At 45.5% G+C, this 5,093-nt stretch carries 4 protein-coding genes and 1 pseudogene; 4 read left to right on the forward strand and 1 reads right to left on the reverse strand.

Going from position 1 to position 5,093, the window contains the following annotated elements; translation table 11 throughout:
- The 4 genes and pseudogenes from AT710_09085 to AT710_09100 all read left to right on the forward strand — a co-directional run bounded on the left by AT710_09085 (position 1) and on the right by AT710_09100 (position 4,334).
- Positions 1 to 968, forward strand: a pseudogene (locus AT710_09085) (transposase).
- Positions 969 to 1,075: 107 nt separating this feature from the next.
- Positions 1,076 to 2,293 carry a hypothetical protein gene (locus AT710_09090; GenBank protein KUO90410.1) on the forward strand — a complete coding sequence of 406 codons (1,218 nt, stop codon included), beginning with the start codon at positions 1,076 to 1,078 and terminating at the stop codon, positions 2,291 to 2,293.
- A gap of 217 nt (positions 2,294 to 2,510) precedes the next feature.
- Positions 2,511 to 3,389 carry a hypothetical protein gene (locus AT710_09095; protein ID KUO90411.1) on the forward strand — a complete coding sequence of 293 codons (879 nt, stop codon included), beginning with the start codon at positions 2,511 to 2,513 and terminating at the stop codon, positions 3,387 to 3,389.
- Between the two features lie 210 nt (positions 3,390 to 3,599).
- A complete protein-coding gene (locus tag AT710_09100) occupies positions 3,600 to 4,334 on the forward strand; it encodes a hypothetical protein (protein ID KUO90412.1) in 735 nt (244 codons plus the stop codon).
- Positions 4,335 to 4,351: 17 nt separating this feature from the next.
- Here the strand turns inward: AT710_09100 and AT710_09105 are convergent, their stop codons facing one another.
- Positions 4,352 to 4,939, reverse strand: a complete 588-nt coding sequence (locus AT710_09105; protein ID KUO90413.1) for a hypothetical protein — start codon at positions 4,937 to 4,939, stop codon at positions 4,352 to 4,354.
- Positions 4,940 to 5,093 lie beyond the last annotated feature (154 nt).

Consider the following 5,093-nt stretch of genomic DNA (forward strand, 5'->3'; position numbering starts at 1 on the left):
GTATCAACAATTATACTCACAGGTAGTTCAACAAGTCGCCGACAGATACTATGAGGCTAGGCAGCGCTTTTTCGATGGGCTTGCAAGATTCCCGAGGGAAAAGAAACCCCACAAGTACTATAGCTTGGTTTATCCGCAGAGCGGTTGGAGGATACTCGGCATTAGGGAGATTAGGGAGAGGAGTAGGAGGAATGGGAAGAGGCTCGTGCTGAGGTTGTCGCACTTGGGCGTCTTCAAACTAATTATTCATAGGGACTTCCCACTGGATAGAGTGGAGAGGGTTGTGGTGAAATTAACTAGGAGTGGAAAAGTGTATGTCTCGTTCATTGTTGAAAACCATGAATTCCCAAAATTGCCAGGGACTGGGAAGGGCGGTGGGGATTGATGTTGGTGTGGAGAAGCTTCTCGTGACCTCGGATGGGGAGTACCTCCCAAACTTGAGGCCCTATGAGAAGGCATTGAAGAAGGTGAGGAGGCTGCATAAGGAGCTATCTAGGAAGAGGTATCTCTCCCGCAACTGGTTCAAGGCTAAAATTAAGTTAGCGAGGGCTTATGAGCATTTAGCGAATCTGAGGAGGGATCTATACATGAAATTGGGGAGGTATTTTGCGGAGCATTACGACGTCGTGGTGATGGAGGATATCCACGTTAAGCAGCTTATTGGTAAGTCTGGGAGAAAGATGAGGATGAGGCTTCACGACGTCGCCATTCATGAGCTTAGGAGCATCGTGGAGTACCAGATGGGGAAGTATGGGAAGGAGGTGGTTTTTGTGGATCCTAGGAATTCCTCGAAGGCGTGCGCCAAGTGTGGGTACGTGAAGGACGACTTAACTTTGAATGATCGCGTCTTCTCATGTCCCAGGTGTGGTTGGACCGCAGACCGCGATTATAATTCCTCTCTTAATCACTTGAAGCATGCAGGGTGGGAGTCGCCCGTGGTGCCCGTGGAGCTCCGCCCACTACCCATAACGATGGGCAAGGCGGGGCGGGGAAGCGGGAAGCCCCTTAAGGGCGGGGTAGCTCACTCGGGACAGTTAAGTTAATCTTTATATTGCGATCAAGGCATTATCACGAGATGGGCATCAGGACTTGGATAGCTTTTGATGATACAGATGATTATGAGGAGGGGTGCACTACCTTTGTAATGTATAATTTCTTGAAGGAGTTCCTGAGGACGAGAAGCGAGGAGCGCATTATTGGCTTGCCAAGGCTGGTGAGGCTGAATCCATATGTTCCTTTTAAGACAAGGGGAAACGCCGCTGTCGCGGTTCAAGTGGAGGTGGATGACCCGCATGAATTGCTGGAAATGGGGATAGATATTGTGGATAGATTCTATGTGCATGGAGCCAAAACAAGTCCCGGCATAGTTGTGTCCACTATAAATGATGAGAGGTGGTTCTATTACTCTGCATTGAGCGATGTTATTCCCAGGGCAGTGGCGGAGCGAGTGGCTAAGAGAATTAATGCATTAACTTGGGGCGGGCGAGGCATAATTGGCGGCTTGGCTGCAATAATGGCCGATTTAAGCGAATCCACATTTGAGTTATTATCATATCGAGATGGGGAAAGGCCTTCCCTGGATGTTGATACGCTTAGGATCCTAAGCGAGTTAACCGAGCCATTCACGTTTGCCAACATGGATCGGGAAAGGCCATTAATAGTGCCCAGCACCAATGATCCAGTGCTCTTCGGCATAAGGGGGGATTCGCCGTTTCACGTCATGTATATGGCTAATGTGTTGACCTTTCTGCTCGGCATGAATCCTAAGTGGCTACTTTATGAAACCAATCAAGGAACTGGAGCTGGCTTTGCGTTGATTGGAAATAAGGTGTATCAAGCAGCCGCCGTGAGGGGCTATGTAGACTCCATAACTAGAAGCAGAGAAGGGCATGCATTAATTAGGGTGGGAAATAATTCAATTATTGTTTATAGACATACAGGTATGGGCGGAGCAATAGGTAATTATGTAATGATTCTCGGCGGCCGGCGACCCGGCATCAATGACAATGCCGTATATGCGGAATCCATGTTCAGCATTAATGAAGCGCCGGAAGTAAGTAATCCTAAATGCCCTAAATGCGGCAGTGCCCTTAAGTCAGCAGGCAAGGGCGAGCTCAAATGCGTCAAATGTGGATTTAAGGCCTATTTGCCCAAGGTAATTAAGGGTAGTTGGGGCTTCAGGGAAATATTTCCAAGCATGGGGGAAAGGAGGCACTTAGCCAAGGCCCCTGAACGGGTTGGCCTAGAGGGAATCAGTAAATTGTTTGAACATGTGACTGATTGGATTAGATGATGATTCTCATGTCTTGCACACCATGGCTTGATATTATTCCTATCCTCTAAGTCCAGTATACGTATAGTATACGTATACTGCCATTAAGGCCACTGACCTCCTCCCCGCCCTAAAGGGGCGAGGCTTGTCGTTAGTTTTATCAAGCCGGGTAGTTGCTTTTTCCATCGGCGTTAAAGTTTATATATCCGATATCGGAAATCACGACCCAAGAGAACAAATGGATGATCGAGGATACGGTGGCTTGAGAACAGGGATTGCATCCCCCTCTAGGTATATACAGAATGCAACGTACCTGGCATTATCGGTATCCCTGATAGAGATAATCGCGGGCGTAGGCATGAACATCATAGTCCTTGAGGCTGATGGCCTCCACACGTCAATTGACTCGATAATATTGTTCTCGCTTTACATGGGATTCAGCATGGCATCCAAACCCGCAGATATGGATCACCCCTATGGCCATTATAAGTATAAGTACCTTGCCATGTATACGGTCGCGATAGTTATAATAGTTGCAACATCTATCTTGATATATGAGGCAGTAATGGATATAATTAGAAACCAAATAGAGAGGCCTCCCCTAGTCTCCCTCTATATAGTTGGTATGGTGCTTGCATTAGTTGCTTCACGCATGATTTACCTATTGATTGGGCATAGAAGACTTAATGAACCGGTTCTAATGCTGGAGGCCAAGCATGCGGCGGCGGATATAGCGGATTCATTGATGATAGTGGGAACCATAGTGCTCTCGATGTATATCCCATTAATAGAACCCGTGGCTGCCTTAGGCATATCATCATACTTGCTCTACCTAGCCGGCAACTATATTAAGGAATCCATAAATACCTTGCTTGATCGCGTTGATCCATCCCTAGCACGTAGAATAATCAATGCGCTCAGTGATTCAGGCATAACCGTAAGTGATGTGAAGTTAAAGAATCTAGGCAATGGATATGCCGTGGATATAGTGATAAAGGTTCCTCATAATTATTCAATAGAGGAAGCACACAATGCCGCAAATAATGTTGAAACTAATATACGAAAACAATTCGCAACCATTAGAAGCGTGACCGTCCACATGGAGCCACTCCAATAAATAAAAGAAACATAATTATCATCCCTAATCATCAATAATACCCTCATAATAATTTGGGTTATTTCGATTTTTTACTTTGTGAGGATTAAGGGGCCTCCTTAATTATATTCATGGTTTGAGGAGTGGGATTGATTCTATGGGGAGGAGAAATACTCATTTTTGTTGCAGATCGATAGGTTATTTAATCTTAGGTTATCTTGGTTTTTCACTGTGGAGAATTACTTGATTAAACCCAGTAATGAGGAGGCCGCTAGGTTTATCAAGGCGAGGGCCGCCTCATCAGTGTTGTTAATTAAGGCTGTTATGCGTGTGGATTATGAGGGGCGAGCAAAGGCCGGCCTTGAGGCTGGATCATATTTGATAATGATAAAGCCCGATGGAACATTCATGGTTCATGGATCCAAGAAAGAGAAACCCCTCATATGGAATCCCCCGGGATCAAGACTATACGTGGAGCTGCAGGATAATGCCTTAGCCTTGCTGAGCATTAGGTCATCACCAAGGGAGAGAGTCATTGCCATACTTCATGAGCTTGAATTTATAGGCTCCTTTGATGTGGAGCATGTTGATAATAAGGTGGTGGGCACCGAGTCTGACTTGGTTGATTGGTTAGTTAGTAATCCCGGCTTCATAGAGCAGGGATTCACTGTGCTGGAGCGCGAATTTGAGACTGCGGTGGGCAAGATAGATATTTTGGGGAGGGATTCAAGGGGGAGAATTGTCGTTGTTGAGGTGAAGCGATCCCAAGCAGGGCCAGATGCAGTTAATCAATTAAAGCGATATGTTGATCATATCGCGCAGAAACGAGGCGAGAGACCTAGGGGTATATTGGTGTCTCCCGATATCTCTTCATCGGCTTATTTTTACCTTAAAACAAATGGTTTGGAGTATATAAAGGTAAATAGGAACTTAACTTCACTAAGAAAAATAACTGATTATAGTTAGTAGAATAGTTGAGATGGTTAATTCATTACTGCCTCAATTGTTACAGTGGCTGTGACCGATGCAGAGCTTGGATTAATGGGCACGGATTGGGAGCCAGATGCAGCATATAGGTATGGGGTTGTTTCATATATTGGATACGCGTTTTCTTGTATTGATATTACATGTATTCTTGAGTATCCCAAGGTGTATGCCGCCTCATCTATTTTATTCATGGCAATTTGAATCGCTTCTCCAATTGCCTTTATGCTTGCCTCCTGATATTCTGATCTATTTATGAATGTGTTTATGGTTATCTCGACGCCTCCATATTTTGAGGCGTAGCTCAGTAGCTCACTGATTAGGGATTGATTGATAGGATTCACCATAATGATCTTTAATTCATATGAGGCGGAATAACCCTCTACTTGTTGGGATGCTCCATATTGCGGAGAAGGAGAATACACCGGATTAAGCGAAACACCTGTGGTGTAGTTAATATTCAACTCGTTTAGAACGGTCATGAATTGATCAAGATTATCAACCATTTCCTGATACGCTTGATATGGCGTCGGAGATACTTGTGCATTGCTTATCGTAATATAGATAGCTACGCCCTCTGCCGGCAAATCAACCGTGGCTTGCCCGGTAACAGTAATGGTAGTCCCATTCAAGCTATTGACCTCCTCCCCGCCCTTGAGGGCGAGGGCTCCCCGAGGTCTAGAGGGTTACGCCCCATTATGGGCGCTACTCGATTATGATCCACGATAAAGGAGAGAGGCC

This window comes from Thermocladium sp. ECH_B (genome assembly GCA_001516585.1).
Taxonomy (GTDB): Archaea; Thermoproteota; Thermoprotei; order Thermoproteales; family Thermocladiaceae; genus Thermocladium.

Bases quoted from the DNA above. Each gene is read 5' to 3' on its own strand.
- AT710_09095 (KUO90411.1), top strand. From the start codon at position 2,511: ATGGATGATCGAGGATACGGTGGCTTGAGAACAGGGATTGCATCCCCC.
- AT710_09090 (KUO90410.1), top strand. From the start codon at position 1,076: ATGGGCATCAGGACTTGGATAGCTTTTGATGATACAGATGATTATGAG.